This window comes from Polluticoccus soli, assembly GCF_029269745.1.
In the GTDB taxonomy this organism is placed as follows: domain Bacteria; phylum Bacteroidota; class Bacteroidia; order Chitinophagales; family Chitinophagaceae; genus Polluticoccus; species Polluticoccus soli.
This window is the reverse complement of record NZ_JARJHT010000004.1, coordinates 1-1,689: the sequence shown is the minus strand read 5'-3', so window position 1 is coordinate 1,689 and position 1,689 is coordinate 1. Positions and strand designations below refer to the sequence as shown.

The window sequence follows — 1,689 nt, the reverse complement described above, 5'->3', positions numbered from 1 at the left end:
CAGGATCGATGGTGATGTATACGATGGCAGTATCGCAGAGGATAGGCGTACCGCCATCACAGATCGCATAGGTAAATGAATCTGTGCCGTTAAAGTTCGGATCAGGGATGTAGGTGATGGTGCTGTCTGCATTGACGACCACCGAGCCGTTTACAGGAGGTGTACCCACCGTCGGAATACCTAACGGACTGTCAGGATCGCTGTCGTTGGCCAGGACGGGTATGGTGACAGGTGTGTCCTCATTGGTGGTAGTGGTGTCGTTTACCGCTACAGGCGGATCGTTCACCGGATCGATGGTGATGAATACGGTAGCTGTATCGCAGAGGTTAGGTGTACCGCCGTCGCAGATCGAATAGGTGAAAGAATCTGTGCCGTTAAAGTTCGGATCAGGGATGTAGGTGATGGTGCTGTCTGCATTGACGACCACGCTACCGTTTACAGGAGGTGTACCCACAGTCGGAATACCTAACGGATTGTCAGGATCGCTGTCGTTCTTTACCACAGGTATGTTCACCGGTGTATCCTCACTAGTGGTGGCAGTGTCGTCCACTGCTACAGGAGGATCATTCACAGGATCGATGGTGATGTATACGGTGGCTGTATCGCAGAGGTTAGGCGTACCACCATCGCAGATCGAATAGGTAAATGAGTCTGTGCCGTTAAAGTTCGGATCAGGGATGTAGGTGATGGTGCTGTCTGCATTGACTACCACCGAGCCGTTTACAGGAGGTGTACCCACGGTCGGAATACCTAACGGACTGTCAGGATCGCTGTCGTTCTTTACCACAGGTATGTTCACCGGTGTATCCTCATTGGTGGTGGCAGTATCATCCACGGCTACAGGAGGATCATTCACCGGATCGATGGTGATGTATACGGTGGCTGTATCGCAGAGGTTAGGTGTACCGCCATCGCAGATCGCATAGGTGAAAGAATCTGTGCCGTTAAAGTTCGGATCAGGTGTGTAGGTGATGCTGCTGTCCGCATTCACTACCACCGAGCCGTTTGCAGGAGGTGTATTTATTGACGGGATACCCAGCGGGCTGTCAGGATCGCTATCGTTAGCCAGGACGGGTATGGTCACATCTGTGTCCTCGTTAGTGGTAGCCGAGTCGTCCACCGCCACAGGAGGATCGTTCACAGGATCGATGGTGATGTATACGGTGGCTGTATCGCAGAGGTTAGGTGTACCGCCATCGCAGATCGAATAGGTAAAGGAGTCCGTGCCGTTAAAATTCGGATCAGGGATGTAGGTGATCGTGCTGTCTGCATTTACTACCACAGTTCCGTTTGCAGGAGGTGTACCCACAGTCGGAATACCCAGCGGATTATCAGGATCGCCGTCGTTCTTTACCACGGGTATATTCACCGGTGTATCCTCACTAGTAGTAGCCGTGTCGTCCACGGCTACAGGAGGATCGTTCACCGGATCGATGGTGATGAATACGGTGGCTGTATCGCAGAGGTTAGGCGTACCGCCGTCGCAGATCGAATAGGTAAATGAATCTGTACCGTTAAAGTTTGGATCAGGGATGTAGGTGATGGTGCTGTCTGCATTGACGATCACGGTACCGTTTGACGGAGGTGTACCGACGATCGGAATACCCAGCGGATTATCAGGATCGCTGTCGTTGGCCAGGACGGGTATGGTGACAGGTGTGTCCTCATTGGTGGTAGTGGTGTCGTTCA

The 1,689-nt window shown here is 52.4% G+C and carries 1 protein-coding gene; it reads right to left on the bottom strand.

What is annotated here, in order from left to right; genetic code table 11:
- On the bottom strand, window positions 1-1,689 hold a 1,689-nt coding region (locus P2W83_RS18635; protein WP_276135296.1), incomplete at both ends, for a cadherin-like domain-containing protein.